The 15,857-nt window shown below is 71.5% G+C and carries 14 protein-coding genes; 4 read left to right on the top strand and 10 right to left on the bottom strand.

All coding sequences use genetic code 11. The features are described from left to right. Positions 1-3 precede the first annotated feature (3 nt). Positions 4-1,494, bottom strand: a complete 1,491-nt coding sequence (locus ACZ5PB_RS23800; RefSeq protein ID WP_468693887.1) for an MFS transporter — start codon at positions 1,492-1,494, stop codon at positions 4-6. Between the two features lie 246 nt (positions 1,495-1,740). On the opposite strand from ACZ5PB_RS23800, the gene ACZ5PB_RS23795 reads away from it, so the two are divergent. Continuing rightward, positions 1,741-2,688, top strand: a complete 948-nt coding sequence (locus ACZ5PB_RS23795; protein ID WP_468693736.1) for a GntR family transcriptional regulator — start codon at positions 1,741-1,743, stop codon at positions 2,686-2,688. A gap of 4 nt (positions 2,689-2,692) precedes the next feature. Here ACZ5PB_RS23795 and ACZ5PB_RS23790 read toward each other — a convergent pair whose 3' ends face one another. Next, positions 2,693-3,040, bottom strand: coding sequence for a DUF1330 domain-containing protein (locus tag ACZ5PB_RS23790; protein WP_468693735.1), 348 nt, complete (start codon positions 3,038-3,040; stop codon positions 2,693-2,695). A 109-nt stretch (positions 3,041-3,149) separates the two neighbouring features. Here ACZ5PB_RS23790 and ACZ5PB_RS23785 point away from each other — a divergent pair, with 109 nt between their 5' ends. Continuing rightward, positions 3,150-3,647, top strand: a complete 498-nt coding sequence (locus ACZ5PB_RS23785) for a GNAT family N-acetyltransferase (protein ID WP_468693734.1) — start codon at positions 3,150-3,152, stop codon at positions 3,645-3,647. Positions 3,648-3,761: 114 nt separating this feature from the next. On the opposite strand, the gene ACZ5PB_RS23780 is transcribed toward ACZ5PB_RS23785, so the two are convergent. Continuing rightward, positions 3,762-5,033 carry a L,D-transpeptidase gene (locus ACZ5PB_RS23780; RefSeq protein ID WP_468693733.1) on the bottom strand — a complete coding sequence of 424 codons (1,272 nt, stop codon included), beginning with the start codon at positions 5,031-5,033 and terminating at the stop codon, positions 3,762-3,764. Positions 5,034-5,456: 423 nt separating this feature from the next. On the opposite strand from ACZ5PB_RS23780, the gene ACZ5PB_RS23775 reads away from it, so the two are divergent. After that, on the top strand, positions 5,457-5,834 hold the full coding sequence (locus ACZ5PB_RS23775; RefSeq protein ID WP_468693732.1) for a hypothetical protein: 378 nt from the start codon (positions 5,457-5,459) through the stop codon (positions 5,832-5,834). Between the two features lie 15 nt (positions 5,835-5,849). Here ACZ5PB_RS23775 and ACZ5PB_RS23770 read toward each other — a convergent pair whose 3' ends face one another. The 5 genes from ACZ5PB_RS23770 to ACZ5PB_RS23750 all read right to left on the bottom strand — a co-directional run bounded on the left by ACZ5PB_RS23770 (position 5,850) and on the right by ACZ5PB_RS23750 (position 12,862). Continuing rightward, a complete protein-coding gene (locus tag ACZ5PB_RS23770) occupies positions 5,850-6,455 on the bottom strand; it encodes a MarR family winged helix-turn-helix transcriptional regulator (RefSeq protein WP_468693731.1) in 606 nt (201 codons plus the stop codon). 59 nt (positions 6,456-6,514) lie between these two features. Continuing rightward, the gene (locus tag ACZ5PB_RS23765; RefSeq protein WP_468693730.1) at positions 6,515-8,200 is read right to left on the bottom strand and encodes a DHA2 family efflux MFS transporter permease subunit; all 1,686 of its coding nucleotides are present in this window, start codon (positions 8,198-8,200) and stop codon (positions 6,515-6,517) included. Between the two features lie 109 nt (positions 8,201-8,309). Then, the gene (hutH, locus tag ACZ5PB_RS23760) at positions 8,310-9,878 is read right to left on the bottom strand and encodes a histidine ammonia-lyase (RefSeq protein ID WP_468693886.1); all 1,569 of its coding nucleotides are present in this window, start codon (positions 9,876-9,878) and stop codon (positions 8,310-8,312) included. Between the two features lie 64 nt (positions 9,879-9,942). Next, positions 9,943-12,072: an ATP-binding protein gene (locus ACZ5PB_RS23755; protein ID WP_468693729.1), complete on the bottom strand. Its 2,130-nt coding sequence runs from the start codon at positions 12,070-12,072 to the stop codon at positions 9,943-9,945. Positions 12,073-12,184: 112 nt separating this feature from the next. Continuing rightward, positions 12,185-12,862 carry a response regulator gene (locus tag ACZ5PB_RS23750; protein WP_468693728.1) on the bottom strand — a complete coding sequence of 226 codons (678 nt, stop codon included), beginning with the start codon at positions 12,860-12,862 and terminating at the stop codon, positions 12,185-12,187. 93 nt (positions 12,863-12,955) lie between these two features. Between ACZ5PB_RS23750 and ACZ5PB_RS23745 the strand changes: the two genes are divergently transcribed. Continuing rightward, positions 12,956-14,341: a DUF2079 domain-containing protein gene (locus tag ACZ5PB_RS23745; RefSeq protein ID WP_468693727.1), complete on the top strand. Its 1,386-nt coding sequence runs from the start codon at positions 12,956-12,958 to the stop codon at positions 14,339-14,341. On the opposite strand, the gene ACZ5PB_RS23740 is transcribed toward ACZ5PB_RS23745, so the two are convergent. Together ACZ5PB_RS23740 and ACZ5PB_RS23735 are read right to left on the bottom strand one after the other, a co-directional pair. Then, positions 14,302-14,844 carry a DUF1990 family protein gene (locus tag ACZ5PB_RS23740; protein ID WP_468693726.1) on the bottom strand — a complete coding sequence of 181 codons (543 nt, stop codon included), beginning with the start codon at positions 14,842-14,844 and terminating at the stop codon, positions 14,302-14,304. The two genes, ACZ5PB_RS23745 and ACZ5PB_RS23740, sit on opposite strands and share 40 nt — an antisense overlap. Then, positions 14,837-15,583: a class I SAM-dependent methyltransferase gene (locus ACZ5PB_RS23735; RefSeq protein ID WP_468693885.1), complete on the bottom strand. Its 747-nt coding sequence runs from the start codon at positions 15,581-15,583 to the stop codon at positions 14,837-14,839. The genes ACZ5PB_RS23740 and ACZ5PB_RS23735 overlap by 8 nt, the downstream gene beginning before the upstream one ends. Positions 15,584-15,857 lie beyond the last annotated feature (274 nt).

Below are 15,857 nucleotides of genomic sequence, written 5' to 3'. Positions count from 1 at the left end.
GCGTCATACCCCACCAGACCGCTCAAGCGGTGCGGAAGGTTGAGCCGGTTCGCCCGGTTCTTCCCTTCGCCGCAGTACCGCGACGGCGAATCCCGCCGCCACCAGCATGAACACCCCCGCGCCGAGCGCCGCGTAGTCGAGGCTGTGCGTGAACGCCTCGCGGGCGGCGGCGAGCAAGGGCTCCGCCTCCCCGGCGGGCAGCCGCTGCGCGGCGGCGAGTGCCCCGCCCAGCGTCTCCCGTACCGCCTCCGAAGCGCCGGGTGCCGACTCCGCCATGTCCCGCGTGTAGACCGCCGCCCCGATGCTGCCCAGGATCGCCATCCCCAGCGCCCCGCCGAACTCCGTCCCCGATTCGAGGACCGCCGCCGCCGCGCCCGCCCGCTCCGGCGGGGCGGCGCCCAGGGCCATTTCGTTGGCGAGGGTCATCGCCGTGACGATGCCGCCCACGTAGATCGCGCAGCCGGTGAGCACGAACCACAGCGGCGAGTCGACAGCGACCTGGGTCAGCCAGCCGAAGCCCGCCGTCGCGAGGAGGAATCCGCCGGTCATGACGTACGCCCGGTCGAACCGGCCCGCCAGCACCGCCCCCACGGGGGCGCACAGGAGTGCCGCCCCCGACGGCACCAGGCTCCACAGTGCCGCCTCCAACGGCTGCATTCCCCGTACCGACTGGAGGTACTGGTTGAAGAAGACCGAGAAGCCGACGGTGGCGAACATGCCGAGGAGGTTCGTCAGGACCGCCCCGCCGAAGGTCCTGCGGCGGATCAGTGCGAGGTCGATCATCGGGTGGGCGAGGGTGCGCTGCCTGCGTACGAAGAGGATGCCGACGGCCACGCCCACGGCGACGTACAGCAGCGGAAGCGGCTCGACCCCCGCCTTGGCCGTCTCCTTGATGCCGTAGACGACGGGGAGCACGGCGGCCAGCGACAGCAGCGCGCTCAGGATGTCGAAGCGGGCGCGCGCCGCGCTCCTGAACTCCGGGAGCAGGAGCGGTGCGAGGACCAGCAGGAGGACCATCGCGGGCAGGTTGATCAGGAAGAGCGAGCCCCACCAGAAGTGTTCGAGGAGTATGCCGCTGAGGACCGGGCCGAGCGAGATGCCCGCCGCCATGACGGTCGTCCACAGGGTGACGGCCTTGGTGCGCTGGCCCGGGTCGCGGAAGAGGTTGCGGATCAGGGCGAGGGTCGACGGCATCAGCGTGGCACCGCCGATGCCGAGCAACGCCCGTACGGCGATGAGCATTTCGGGGGTCGAGGCGTACGCGGCCGCCAGCGAGGCCGCCCCGAAGGCGGCCGCCCCGAGCATCAGCAGCCTGCGCCGGCCGATGCGGTCGCCCAGGGCGCCCATGGTGATGAGCAGTCCGGCCAGGACGAACCCGTACACGTCCAGGATCCAGAGCTGCTGGGTGGCGCTCGGGGCCAGGTCCTGGCTGATGGCGGGGATCGCGAAGTAGAGGACGGAGACGTCCATGGAGACGAGGAGGAGCGGCAGCATCAGGATGCCGAGCGCGGTCCATTCCCTGCGGCCCGCGAGGGGCGGCGGGCTGGTCGGTGCGGTGGTCACGGTGGACTCCCCGAGTGAGTGTCTGTACGGCGTACGCCGCTGCATGCGTACGACATAAACAGGGCCACCGTCGCTCGGCAATGAGTGACCTAGTACACCGATCCACTGGCCCAGTTGACGCCTGGTGCACCACCTTGGTGCACTAGTGCACTACCCGCCTACGAGTACGCTGCCCGCATGACCGCTCCCACCACTCCCTCCGCCCGCATCGCCGAGGACATCCGCCGCCGGATCTCCTCCGGCGAGCTCTCCCCCGGCGACAAGGTGCCCTCCACCCGGCGCATCACCCAGGAGTGGGGGGTCGCCATGGCCACCGCGAGCAAGGCCCTGGCCGCACTCGCGCAGGAGGGGCTGGTGCGGGCGGTGCCCGGGGTCGGCACGGTCGTCGTGGACCCGGCGGGGGCGGCGGCCCCGCCGTACGACAGGACGCCCGGCACCGGCGGTCTGACCCGCGCCCGGATCGTCCGCACCGCGCTCGCCATCGCCGACGCCGAGGGCCTGGCCACCCTCACCATGCGCCGGGTCGCCACCGACCTCGGGGTGTCCACCATGGCGCTGTACCGGCACGTCCCCGGCAAGGCGGACCTGGTCCATCTCATGTCGGAGGCGGTCTTCGCCGAACGCCCCCTGGAGGACCCGCGCAGCACCGGCGACCTCCCCGGCTGGCGTGCCCAACTCGCGTACGCGGCCAACTGGTTGTGGCAGATGTACGAGCGCCACCCGTGGATGGCCCAGGCCATGGCCTCGCTCACCCGGCCGACCGCCGCCCGGGAGGCGATGCGGTACACGGAGTGGGTGCTGCGCGCACTGAGCGGGCAGCACCTCAGCCCGTACGAAATGCTGCACGTCCACCTCACCCTGTTCGGGCACGTCCAGGGGCTGGCCGCCGCGCTCGAACTGGAGAACCGCGCCCGGCAGGACACCGGGATGACCGGGGAGGAGTGGATGGCCTCCAACGAGCCGCGCGCGGAGGCCGTCCAGGCGTCCGGGGCCTATCCGATCCTCGGCGGGCTCTTCCGGCAGGACGAGTTCGAACTCGACCTGAACACCCTCTTCGCCTTCGGGGTGGAACGCCTCCTGGACGGGGTGCAGGTCCTCATCTCCCGCAACAGCGAGGCCGGTTGACGTCCTACGCCTGCATCTCGCGGAGCTGCGCCGCCGTGACCTTCGGGTCGTAGTCCTCCGGTACGCCGTCCACCAGGATGATGTCGCCGGGCAGATGGCGGGTGCGCAGCGGGATGATCTCCTGGTACGCGGCCGACTTGTACCAGCCGCGCGCCCGCTCGATGTCCGGGAAGGCGACCAGGACCGGGGAACCGTGCCACTTCCCCTCCACCACCTCGTGCTGCCTGAAGTGGACGAGGAAGCGGCCCCCGAAGGGGCGGAAGGTGTCCTGGATGCGGTCCATGTAGACGAGCACGTCCTCGTGGAGCGGACCGTCGGCCGGGCCGATGTGGGCGATGGCGTACGCGGTCATGGTGTCCTCGTTTCCGGATTTCGGAGGGTAAGTGGCGCTGTGTTCCGCCGGGTTCAAGACTGCCGCAGGACGGTGGGGGCGTCGATTACCCGGGAGGTAGGTTGGCGGGATGGATCTTGCGAGTGGTGGGAGTGGGGACGGCGGCGGGGCGCGGTTCGTGTTGCGCCGGGCCGTGGCCGGGGATGCCGGGGCCGCCGCGGACGTGTGGCTGCGGTCGTACGACGCGGCGCTGCCGAGCGTGCGGCGGGCGCACGACGACGACGGGGTGCGGGACTGGTTCCGGTACGTCGTGGTGCCGGACTGCGAGACGTGGGTCGCGGAGGACACGCAGGGCGCGGGAAGTTCGGTCGTCGGCGTCATGGTGCTGGACGAGGCCGGCATCGACCAGCTCTACCTCTCCCCCGAGCTGCGCGGCCACGGCCTCGGTGACCTCTTCGTGGCCAAGGCCAAGGAACTGCGGCCCGCGGGGATCGAGTTGTGGACCTTCCAGGTGAACGAGAGCGCCCACCGCTTCTACCTCCGCCACGGTTTCACCGAGGCCGAGCGCACGGACGGCGCACGCAACGAGGAGCGGGAGCCGGACGTCCGCTTCGTCTGGAAGCCGTAGCGGCACACCGCCGAGACACACACCGCAGAGACACGAAGGGCGGGCGGCACCCCGGGAAGTGGGGTGCCGCCCGCCCTTGTCAGCCGTACGTGCGGAGAGCCGGAGAGCCGGGGCTCAGGCCGCCGAGCCCGCCTTCCAGGCCGACCAGTCCAGGTTCCAGCCGTTGAGGCCGTTGTCCGGCTTGATGGTCTTGTCCGGGGAGTTCTTCACGATCACGACGTCGCCGACGATCGAGTTGTTGAAGAACCAGGAGCCGGGCGTGTTGGGGTCGTTGGCGCCCTGGGTGTCCTGGAGGCCGACGCAGCCGTGGCTGGTGTTGGCGTTGCCGAAGATGCCCTTGCCCCAGTAGTTGCCGTGGATGAAGGTGCCCGACGTGGACAGCCGCATGGCGTGCGGGACGTCCTTGATGTCGTACTCGCCCTTGCCGTCGTCGTCCGTGAAGCCGACCGTCGCACCGTCCATCCGGGTCTCCTTGAACTTCTCGGAGATCACCATCTTGCCGTTGTACGTCGGGTTGTCGGGCGAACCGGCCGAGATCGGGATGGTCTTGACGACCTTGCCGTCCTGCGTGACGGTCATCTGCTTGGTCTTGGCGTCGACCGTGGAGACCTGGTTGCGGCCCACGGTGAACTTCACCGTCTTGTCCTGGACACCGGTCACGCCGTCGGCGCCCTCGACGCCGTCCAGTGCGAGCTTCATGGTGACCTGGGAGCCGCCCTTCCAGTAGTCCTGGGGGCGGAAGTCGAGGCGCTTGGCGTCGAACCAGTGGCCGACGACCTCCTGGCCGCTGCTGGAGGTGACGGTGATCCCGCTCTCGACGGCCTTCTTGTTGGTGATGGCCTTGTCGAAGCGGATCGAGACCGGCATGCCGACGCCGACCTTGGAACCGTCCTCCGGCGTGAAGTTGCCGATGAAGCTGTTCTTCGGGGAAACGGTGGTGAATGACCGGTTCTCGTGCGCGGAGCGCTTGTCCGCGTCCTCGGCGGTCGCGGAGAGCTTGTAGACGGTGGCGCGCTCAAGGCGGCCGTCCGGCTCCCAGCTGGTGCCGTCGGCGGAGATGGTGCCCTTGACGGCCTTCCCGGCGGCGTCGGTGAGCTTGACCTCGGTGAGCTTGCCGTCCTTGACGGTGACCTTGGTGTCGTTGTTGATGCCGACGTTGGTGGCACCGGACTTGGGGGTGATCTCTATTCGGGCCTTGGAGGTGTCCTTGGCGGCTGCGGCGTCCGCCTGCTCCTGCGACTTCTTCGCGCTGTCGGCGTTGCCGTTCCCGCCGCCGCTCCCGCCGTCGTCGCTACAACCCGTAAGCACCAGAACGCCGCCGAGCAGCGCGGACGCGGCTATCAGACCCTTGCGCCGCTTGCTGTTCGTGATCACACGCTTCTCCATCGTTGCCGATACCCCACGATCTCCCCGGGGGCTGCTACCCAGGTACCCAGGCGACCGGCCGCCAAGACCCCGACGGGCCCGCAGATCCCCTGTCAATGCTGTTACAACCCCCGATGGGGCGCTGCCGTTCCACTTTCCGCGAAAGTGTGGCCAACGCCACTGTCGAGGGCGTCCGCCCTGAGTCACTCTCCCTTCCGACGCTACGCCGCCCCTTTTGCCCCCGCTCGGGCGGGGTCGCGCCGCGGAGGCGGGACACGGGGGTGCCGCCGGAGTGACGGCGGAGTCACCTTGCGTGGCTTTTGAGTTGCTTTGTTGGGGCGGAACGAAGAGTTCCATCCCCACATCCCTTTCCCAGGACCCGCTGCTTTCATTAGCATCGGCACGTACGACCAATTCGCGGGTGCCTCAAGGGGGATCAATACCGTGGCCGCACTCCGACCGCTGCTGACCGCCACCGCCGCCGGTGGGCTGCTGGCCGCCCTGTGGTTCGTACCGTCGGCGAACGCGACCGGGGAGACCCCGGAGCAGGCGCGGGAGTTGCGGCAGCAGGCCGCCGGCTCCCCGGCCGGCAAGCCGGACGGGCCGAACCAGCCCTCCGCGCAGACCGTCGGCTCCGGCCCCGCGGCCGGTACCGCCGCCACCGGTTCCGCCTCGGACCAGCACCTCGCCCTCGCCGACACCGGCAGCGTCGACACCACCCCTTACCTCATCGGCGGTACGGCGTTCCTGGGCATCGGCGCGGGCTTCATGACGTACTCGATCCGGCGCAGGGGCGCGGCGGGCGGCGGGGCTCCCGCCTAGGGCCGCTAGGACCGTCTAGGGCTCCGGCCGCTGTTCCTGCTGTTCCTCGTCGAGCGCGGTCAGGAAGTCGTTCATCGTGGTGTGCAGATCGCCCAGGAACACCTCGAACTGCTGGAGCTGCTCCGCCGAGTAGCGCGACAGCATCGCGTCCACCCGCGCGCCGAGCGGGGTGAAGAAGTCGTCGGTGAGCTGCTGTACGTGTTCGCTGCCGCGCAGCGTGACGATCCTGCGGTCCGGGTGCTCGCGGGTGCGGACGACGTGTCCGGCCTTCTCCAGCCGGTTGAGCAGGGCGGTCGTGGCGCCGGAGGAGAGGGCGATGCGTTCGCTGAGGCGGGCCGGGGAGAGCGGCCTGCCGCGCTCCTCGCCGTACAGGATCTGGACGAGCGCGTTGGCGTCGGTGAGGTGCAGGCCGAGCCAGGTGGCGAAGCGGCGGCCGATCTCCTCGTAGTCGGCGCCGTAGCCGCGCAGGCCCTCGGTGAGGCGGTCGCGCTGGGTGTCGGACCGCTGCTCGTGCCGCCGCTGGAGGGGTCGGGGGTCCGTCGGGTCCGTCGGTTCCATCGGTTCCGAGGAGTCCGTCGGGTCCGTCGGTTCCGGGGAGTCCGTCGCTTCCGTCACGTCCATCGAGGCATTCCGCTTTCTCTCCCGTACCGGCTCACCGGCGCCGCTTCTCCCCCGCCAACCTACCGGCCGCCGCCCACCGGGTCCGCGGTGCGCTCCTCCTCTGCCGGGGCCGGAGCCGCGGCGCGTACGGACACCGACGGGATGAGCGCGGTGGCGATCAGTCCGAGGACGAGGAATCCGGCCGCGACGTAGCCGCCGAGGGTGATGCCCTCGGTCATCGCCCAGCGCGCGGCGTCCGCGACCGGCGCGGTCTGCGGCTGCTGCGAGAGCGGGCCGATGGCGGCGCCCGCGCTGTCGGTGACGGCGTGGGTGAGCCGGCCCGCCTGGTCGGCGGTCAGGCCGCCCATGCCGTCCAGCCGGTCGTCCAGTTTGTTGCCCAGAGTGGTGAAGAACAGCGTGGTCAGTACGGCGATGCCCAGCGCGGAGCCCAGTTGGCGGAAGACGCTCTGGATGCCGGAGCCCTGTCCCGCGCTGCTGTCGGGGATCTCGGCGAGGACGACGCTGGTCACCTGGGCGGTGGCGAAACCGACGCCGATTCCGTACAGGAAGAGCACCAGCGCCACCGTCCACCACGGGCTGTCGGTGGCGGCGATCAGCCCGAGTCCGGCCAGTCCGACGACTTCGAGGGCGAGCCCGATGCGGAGCTGGACGAGCGAGCCCAGCTTCGCGGCCAGTCCGAAGCTCGCCCCGCTCGCGACGAAGCTGCCGACCGCGATGGGCACGAGCGCGAGCCCGGCCTGTACGGCGCTGTAGTCGAGCGTGAACTGCAGCCACAGCGGCAGTACGGCGATGATGCCGAACTCGCCGAGGCCGATGATCAGCGTCGCCACGTTGCCGTTGCGGAAGGACGAGATCGAGAAGAGCGTCACGTCCATCAGCGCGCGGGACGGGTCGTCGCTCCTGGTCAGAGCCACCTGCCGGACGACGAAGGCGAGCATCGTGAGGGCGGACAGCACCAGCGCGACCAGGACGGGCGAGGGCCCGCCCGCCCAGTGGAGACCGAACAGGTCGAGCGGCCGGGTCGTCGCGAACCACCCGTAGGTGCGCCCTTCCACCAGCCCGAACGCGAGCAGTCCGAGGCTGACGACGGACAGCAGCGCGCCGATGACGTCGATGCGGCCCTTGGTGCGCGGGGACGGGGCCAGATAGAGCACCGCGCCCACCGCGATCAGGATCGACAGCGGGATGTTGATGCCGAACGCCCAGCGCCAGGAGGTGTGTTCGGCCAGCCAGCCGCCGAGCAGCGGGCCGAGGGCGGAGGCCGCGCCGATGGTGGAGCCCCAGACGGCGAAGGCCTGGCCCCGGGCCTTGCCGGTGAAGGTGGCGTTCAGCAGGGCGAGCGAGGTGGGCAGGATCATCGCGCCGCTCGCGCCCTGGAGGAAGCGGGCGGCGATCAGCAGCTCGCCGTTGGGCGCGAGTCCGGCCAGCACGCTGGTGGCGCCGAAGAGCACGACGCCGGCGAGGAAGATCCGGCGGGCGCCGACGAGGTCGGCGAACCTGCCGACCAGCAGGAGCAGGGCCGCGAAGACGATCGCGTACGACTCCTGGACCCATTGCGCCTGGCCGGAGTTGATGTCCAGGTCCTCGATGACGGACGGGACGATCACGTTGACGATCGTGGTGTCGACGACGATCAGGGCCACGCCGAGCGCGATGGCGATGAGGCCGAGCCAGCGGCGGGTGGGGGTGTTCTTCGGGGGTGGAGCTTGCTCGCTCACGATTCCTCCATGGTGAAGTAATTCCATGGTGAAGGTAATTTGCAGGCAGTCAGAAGTCAAAGCGCTGTCGGGGTGAGCATGCGGAAGGGGCGCCCGGCTGACTACGCCGGACGCCCCTTCGGTGGTGCCGTGCTGACTACGCCAGCGCGCCCGTCACCGGCTCCACAGCCGAGACCAGCGCCCCACTGCGTACGAACGCGTCCGCCGCCGCCAGGTCCGGCGCCAGGAAGCGGTCCGGGCCCGGGCCCTGTACGCCCGCCGCGCGGACCGCCGCGATGACGGCCTGCGAGGCGGGTGCCGGGGTCAGCCCGTGGCGCAGTTCGATGCCGCGCGTGGCCGCGTACAGCTCGACGGCGACGATGCGGGTGAGGTTGTCGATGGTGGTGCGCAGCTTGCGCGCCGCCGACCAGCCCATCGAGACGTGGTCCTCCTGCATCGCGGAGGACGGGATGGAGTCGACGGAGGCCGGATTGGCGAGCCGCTTCATCTCGCTGACCAGGGCGGCCTGGGTGTACTGGGCGATCATGAGCCCGGAGTCCACACCGGCGTCGTCGGCCAGGAAGGCCGGGAGCCCGTGGCTGCGGTTCTTGTCCAGCAGCCGGTCCGTGCGGCGCTCGGCGATCGAGCCGAGGTCGGCGGCGGCGATGGCGAGGAAGTCCAGGACGTACGCGACCGGCGCGCCGTGGAAGTTGCCGTTGGACTCCACGCGGCCGTCGGGCAGCACCACCGGGTTGTCGACGGCGGCCGCCAGCTCCCGCTCCGCGACGGTGATCGCGTACGAGATGGTGTCCCGGCCGGCACCCGCGACCTGCGGCGCACAGCGCACCGAGTACGCGTCCTGGACGCGCGGCGCGTCGTCCTGGTGGTGCCCGGTCAGCTCCGAACCGGCCAGCACCCGCAGCATGTTGTCGGCCGAGGCGCCCTGGCCCGGGTGCGGGCGGATGACGTGCAGCTCGGGCGCGAGCACCTTCTCCGTACCGAGGAGGGCTTCGAGGCTCAGCGCGGCGGTGATGTCGGCGGAGGTGTAGAGCCGCTTCAGGTCGGCGATGGCCATGATCAGCATGCCGAGCATGCCGTCGGTGCCGTTGAGGAGGGCGAGCCCCTCCTTCTCCTTGAGCTCGACGGGGGCGATGCCGTGCTCGGCGAGCAGCTCGCCGGCGGGGCGGACGGTCCCGTCGGGACCCTCGGCGTCGCCCTCCCCCATCAGCGCCAGCGCGCAGTGCGACAGCGGTGCGAGGTCGCCGGAACACCCGAGCGACCCGAACTCGTGCACCACCGGCGTGATCCCGGCGTTCAGCACGTCCGCCATGGTCTGCGCGACCTCGGGCCGTACGCCGGTGTGCCCGGACGCCACGGTCTTCAGCCGCAGGAACATCAGCGCCCGCACCACCTCGCGCTCCACGCGCGGCCCCATGCCGGCCGCGTGCGAACGCACGATGTTGCGCTGCAGCTGGGCGCGGAGCTCGTGCCCGATGTGCCGGGTGGCGAGCGCCCCGAACCCGGTCGAGACGCCGTACACCGGCTCCGGCTTGGCGGCCAGCGCGTCCACGATCTCGCGCGCGGCGGAGAGCGCGGCGACGGCTTCGGCGGAGATCTCGATACGGGCGTTGCCCCGGGCGACGGCGATGACGTCCTCGACGGTGGTGCCGGAGGTACCGAGGAGGACGGTGGAGACGGCCGGTGCAGCGGGGGCGGCAGTGTGCATATCCATATTCAGGAGCCTACGGTTTGAATGCTTGGCTGTCACTAGTGGTGGGCGGGTTGGCCCCTTACCGGTTGCCGACGGTGTGGCGGTCGGTGAGGGAGTAGAGGTCGTAGCCCTGCGAGTGGGCACCGGACGGACCCTGCACGAGGAACCACAGGCGATCGGATCCGGGCACCTTGCGCAATTCCGGCCGGTCCACCGTCCCGTCGGACCACCGGTAGGCGATGGCGCCGACCGAAGGAGGCGCCCAGCCGACGACGAATTCGGCGGTCCCGCCGTCCGGGGCAGGGACTTTGACCCCGGCGGTCCTGGTCTCGCCCTGGCCTTGGGCGGGCAGCGCGCCGAACGCGAAGGGGGTTGCCTCGGGGTTCTGCCGGACGACGAAAAGGGTGCTGCCCAGGGGGTGGGGCAGCTTGGCGCCCGGCGTGCGCACCGCGCCCCCGGGCATGGCCGCGGGCCAGGCATCCTGGATCGCCGCCAGCTGGATCCAGGCCTCCAACTCGGTGCGGGCCGGTGCGTAGAGCGAAAGGTCGGCGGTCAGATTCCCGTCCACGAGCTGGGTGGTCGCCGCCGTCAGCGCGTCGACGGGTGCCTGCCACCCCCCGCTGTCGACCGGCGCGGGGACCGCCGAAGGCACGATCTCGTCAGGCGGCCAGGCCCCCCGCACCGACAGTGCGAAGGCCACCGCGAGCAGTGGCACCACCAGGGCCACCGCCGCCCCCACCATCCAGTTCACCGTACGAGGAGGGCGCCCCGCCGGGGCCTCGTCACCCGGGTCGTCACCCAGGGGGCCCTCTTCTCCCCGTACGACCGGGAACTCCGCGACCAGCACCGCACCGGGCCCCTCGCCGTCCGCCACGTACAGCGATCCGCCCTGCCGCACCGCGATCTCGCGCGCGATGGCGAGCCCGAGTCCCGCTCCCCCGCCGTCGGCCCGGGTGCGGGAGTCGTCGAGCCGGGTGAAGCGCTCGAAGACGCGCTCGCGGTCGGCGGGCGGGATGCCGGGGCCGTCGTCCCGCACCTCGACGCGGACGGTCTCGCCCGCCCCGTCCACGCTCAGCACGATCTCCACCTCGGTGCGGGCGTGTCGGCAGGCGTTCTCCAGGAGGTTGCGCAGCAGCCGTTCCAACCGGAGGGGGCTGCCGGTCAGCGGGGGCAGGTCGGCGGGTGCCGTACTGCTGACTCGCAGGGAGCTGTTGCGGCGCAGGTGACGAAGCTCCTCGACCAAGTCACCTGCCAGATCTGCGAGTTGTACCTGCTCATCGGCGTTGGGCGCGGGCCCGTCGATCCGGGTGAGCAGCAGCAGGTCGTCGGTGAGGTGCTGGATGCGCCCGACGTCGTCGAGGGTGCCGCGCACGGTGTGCGGCCAGTCCACGCCGTCGGGGTGGGTGAGCGAGGACTCCAGCGAGGTGCGCAGGCTGGCGATGGGGCTGCGGAGTTCGTGCGAGGCGTCGGCTACGAAGCGGGCCTGCCTGTCGGCGGCGGACTGGAGCCGGTCGAGTGTGGCGTTGAGGGTACGGGCGAGTTGCTGCGGTACGCCGCCGAAGGCGGGCACCGGAACGCGGCGGTCCAGGGAACGGGCGGTGATGTCGGCGAGTTCGGCGCGCATCGCCTCGATGGGGCGGAGGGTGAGGCGGGCGGCGACCCAGCCCGTGCCGACGAAGAGGAGGGTGACACCGACGATGAGTAGCCACAGGAAGCTGCCGTTGTCGTAGTCGGGGAGCCGGTTCCACGGGCGTACGAAACCCCACGTCACCCCGGCAGCGACGAGCATCGCACCGAAGACGGCGGGGACCAGTCGGGAGCCGCGCTGCCAGGGCACCGTACGGCCCAGCGGCTCGACGACCACCCAGGCGGTGAACCCGACGACAAGCGCGGTCACGGGAACGGCGAACCCGTACCCTGCCCGCAACGCCGCACTGGCGGTCTCCTCGGGGGCCTGCTGGTTGAGGTGCTGCGCCCAGATCGCGTGCGCCCAGAGCAGCGTGGCGGTGACACCGGACACGGTCAGCACCACCAGCCACCGCCGGGCCACGAACCACATGGCGGCGGCGACGAGCAACACGCCGACCGGCACGCCGAACGTCAGCAGCCCGTCGACGACCGACGAAAGCCGGGTCGGCTCGAACGGATTGAGCTGCGCACGCTGCCCCTGGGGCGCCACCTGATCAGCAACGACCCACGCGGTCGTCATCAGTCCCCCCACCAGAGCGGCGGCCAGCCCTGCCACCCAGGTGACGCGGAGCCGGAGCGCAGCGGTACGCGCGCCCGTCCGGACGGAACCACCCTCCGTGGCACCGCCCCCCTCAGCCACCATCACTCCCCACCCGATACCCCCCACCCCGCACCGTCTCGATCGCCGCCCGCCCAAACGGCACGTCGATCTTCTTGCGCAGCGCGCTCACGTACACCTCGACGATGTTGAGGTCCCCGTCGTACGACGCGTCCCACACCTCGTCGACCACGTCCACCTTCGGCACCACCTCCCCCGAGCGTCGCGCCAGGCACTCCAGTACCGCGAACTCCTTGCCCGTCAGGGGTATTCGGGTCTCGCCCCGGCCGCACTCCCTGGCCGCCGGGTCCAGCCACAGGTCGCCCAGGCGCAACACCGTCCGGCGGCGGGCGCCGCCCCTGCGCAGGAGGGCGCGCAGCCTCGCCTCCAGCACCACGTACGAGAAGGGCTTCGCCAGGTAGTCGTCGGCGCCCGTGTCGAGCGCCTCCGCCTCGTCGTACTCGCCGTTCTTCGCGGTGAGCATCAGGATCGGGGTGTCGTTCCCGGCCCGGCGGAGCCGCTCGCAGACCCGGTAGCCGTTGAGGCCGGGCAGCATGATGTCCAGGACGATCGCGCTGTACGGGTGCTCGGTGGCGTGCCACAGCCCGTCGAGGCCGTCGTGCACGACGTCGACCGCGTAACCGGCCGCGCTCAGGCCCCGTTTCAGGGACGCGGCGAGCCGCTCCTCGTCCTCCACCACCAGCAGTCTCATGCTGCTCAGTATTCATACGGCGGCGGATCTTCCCTGAAGGGATCTTCAGGGAGCTTCAGGGTCATCTCAGCGGGCGGCAGCCACGCTCCCCCGATGTCCGCCACCCTGCCCCGCACCACAGCCGCCCCGGCCCCGGCCCCGGCCGCCCACCGTCCACCCCGCGCCTCCCGCCGCGCCGCCGCCCTCACCGCCGCCCTCGCCTTCGCCGTGTACGCCGCCTACGCGCTCCAGCTCCACGCCCGCTTCCGTACGACCGGCTACGACCTCGGCATCTTCGGCCAGGCGGTGCGCGCCTACGCCGAGTTCGAGTTGCCCTCCTCCGCGATCCGGGCGTCCTCCGGGCCCGACCAGGACACCCCCTTCCCGCTCCTCGGCGACCACTTCCACCCGGTCCTGGCCACCCTCGCCCCGCTCTACCGCATCGCCCCGCACATCGAGACCCTGCTGCTGGCCCAGGCGGCCCTGGCGGCCTGGTCGGTGTACGTGGTCACGCGGGCCGGCGGGCGCCGGATCGGGGTCGCGTACGCGCTCTGCTGGGGCGTGCAGAAGATGATCGGTTTCGACTTCCACGAGGTCGCCTTCGCACTGCCGCTCCTCGCGCTGTCCCTGTCCGCGTACCGCGCGGGCAGGTGGCGGGCGTGCGCGGCGTGGGCGGCCGGGCTGGTGCTGGTCAAGGAGGACCTCGGTGCCACGGTCCTCGTGCTCGGGCTGCTCCTGCTGCGCCGCGACCGGCGGGCGGGCCTGGCCCTGTGCGTACTGGGTCCGGCGGCTACGGCACTCGCCGTGCTCGTCGTCCTCCCGCACTTCAACCCGAGCGGCACCTACACCTACCTGGCCACGGCGGGCGTCGGCTCGGGGGCACCGGGCCTCCCCGCAGGCCTGGACACCAAGGCGAACACCCTCCTCGTCCTGCTGCTGCCGACCCTGTTCGTCGCCCTGCGCAGCCCGCTGCTGCTGCTCGTACTCCCCACCCTGGCCTGGCGGTTCGGCTCGGCGAACCCGATGTACTGGACCACCGACCACCACTATTCGGCGGTCCTGATGCCGATCCTCTTCTTCGCCCTGATCGACGGCCTGGACCGCATGGACCGAAAGCGGCCCCCTGTTCCCCATCTCCGTACGGCAGTCGTGACCGTGGCCGCCCTGCTGGCCACCGCGCTGCCGCTCGCCGAAGTCGCACGCCCCTCCTTCTGGCGGGACACCCCCTCGGCGGCGGCAGCCCGCCAGGCCGTCGCCCTGGTGCCGGACGGCGCCCGGGTCGCCGCATCCAACCGTCTCGCGCCCCAACTCACCGACCGCACCACGGTGTTCCTGCACGTACCGGGGCGTCCGGGCGCCCGGGTCGACTGGATGGTCCTGGACACGACGGAGACCACGTTCTCCGGCACCCCGGCCGCCCGGACCCGCCCCGGCTTCCACCAGGTGTACGCGGCCGGCACTTACGTCGTGCTCCGCCGGGACGCCCCTTCGCCGCCCTGAACCAGCCGCCGCAGCACCCGCCCGCACCGCCGTGCGTACGCCCGCTGGAGCACCCTGGCGAACGGCCCCGCGGCCCGGGCGTACCAGGCCACCGCCCGGCTGAAGGCGTACACCGTCAGCCACACGCTGCCGTCGTCGGCCGTCTCCACGAGGAACGCCTCCTCGCCGCACTCGGGATGCCCGGGCAGGGTCCCGTACGCGAACCCGGCCCGCCGCTCCTCGTCCACCGCCCACACCACCCGGCAGGGCGCCTCGATCCGCCGGCGCCCCGCACCGAGCCCGACGACCACCCCGACCCCGGGCGCGGCGACGGCCGCCTCCGCGTCGATCGAGACCCCGACGTCCCGATGCATCCGCCACTCCAGCACGGCGCGCCCCGCCTCCCGTTGGACCCGTTCCCCCTCCCCCAGCCGGGTCCGCACCCGCAGCGGCCGGAACCCCTCGGCGCAGGCGTACTGGTCGTCGCGGGTCGCGCCCACCTGCTCGTACGAGAACTCAGCCACGGCGGAACAACGCCGTCCACAGGAAGCTCTCGCCGAAGTACGCCGAACCGTCGGGCTCGTCGCGCATCCGGCGCAGCTCGATCTCCTCAAGTCCGGGCTCTGCGCCGAATATCCGGCGCAGGGCTTCCGGGGTGTACGCGAGTCCGCCGTGCAGGTGCGGCGCTCCCTGCCCGTACAGCTCGGCGTCGGGCAGCTCGCAGCCCATGCCGCCCTCGCCCGCCGCGAAACAGGCGAGGGAGAAGTGCCCGCCGGGCGCCAACATCCGCTCCACCAGGGCGAGATGGCTGACGCGGCGGTGCGGGGGCAGGTGGTGGAAGCAGCCGGAGTCGTGGATGAGGTCGTACGGGCCGAAGTCGCCGGAGTCGTCAGAGCTGCCGGAGCTGCCGGCTTCGAGTGTGAAGGCGTCACCGCAGTAGAAGCGGATCCGGTCGCGCACCCCGGGGCCCGCTTCCGCCGCCCGCTCCTCGGCCCACGCGATGGCCGCCGGGGACAGGTCGACGGCATCCACCTGGTAACCGGCGGCGGCGAGGTGCAGCGCGTTGCGCCCCGGCCCGCACCCCAGGTCGAGGGCGCGGCCGTGCGGGGGGATCAGCCCGCGTTCCAGGTACGACGCCAGATTCTCGTCCGGTTTCGCGACGAAGAACGGAATCCCCTTGTCGCGGTCCGCGTAGAAGCCGTCCCACCACCCGGAGGCCTCCCCCGTCCACCGGTCCGCCTCCTTCGCGAACAGGCCGTCCATCAGGTCGAGCACGTCGTCGACGGTACGGATGTCACGGTCATGAACACGGTCCACAGAGGCCCCCAAGCAGGTGTTCCGTTGATGCCCGAATTTTATCCGCGAGGGAGGCGAAAGACCAGGTCAGGTGGGTTGTGGCGGCCGTCGGGCGAATCCCTGGGAGCCCCTCTGCCGACCCCCGCGCGAGTGCCCTGCCCAGGCCTCCGGCGTCGGGCACCGACCACGTCAGCAGGCCGCCCAGCCCTCCTCGGAGGCCCTCCGCGGACACCTCTGAGCC

The organism is Streptomyces sp. NPDC032721 (genome assembly GCF_055579625.1).
The sequence above is the reverse complement of the archived record's forward strand: the minus strand, read 5'-3'. Positions and strand labels throughout refer to the sequence as shown.